This is a genomic window from Mesorhizobium sp. M8A.F.Ca.ET.181.01.1.1, assembly GCF_004792025.1.
Lineage (GTDB): Bacteria > Pseudomonadota > Alphaproteobacteria > Rhizobiales > Rhizobiaceae > Mesorhizobium.
On record NZ_SRTV01000118.1, the window covers coordinates 1 to 353 of the forward strand.

At 58.6% G+C, this 353-nt stretch carries 1 protein-coding gene; it reads left to right on the forward strand.

Annotation, left to right across the window (positions count from 1 at the left end):
* Nucleotides 1-153: 153 nt before the first annotated feature.
* Nucleotides 154-353 (forward strand): hypothetical protein (locus EN824_RS33850; protein WP_210236384.1); only part of this gene is annotated, 200 nt, incomplete at its 3' end.

Consider the following 353-nt stretch of genomic DNA (forward strand, 5'->3'; position numbering starts at 1 on the left):
GGCAGGAACGGTGTCCGTCACCACATGTGCACAGCCTATCGGTTTCCCGGATTTCCGTAAGCCAGCCAAATACCCGACGTGATGTAGGAAAAACCCTACCCGCGGCACAGGCGTAGAATGGCGCGATCACAGCCCATGCAACCGGAGTATCAGATGGACAGCGCCAAGCTCGGCCAATTCGTCAATGACAAGTGGGACAGCGAAATCGTCCCGCAGTTGGTCGACTACATCCGCATTCCCAACAAGTCGCCGATGTTCGACGCCAATTGGGTGCAGAACGGCTACATGGAACAGGCGGTCACCCTGATGGAGAACTGGGCCAAGGCCCAGGTAGGCCTTGCCGCGCAGCAGCC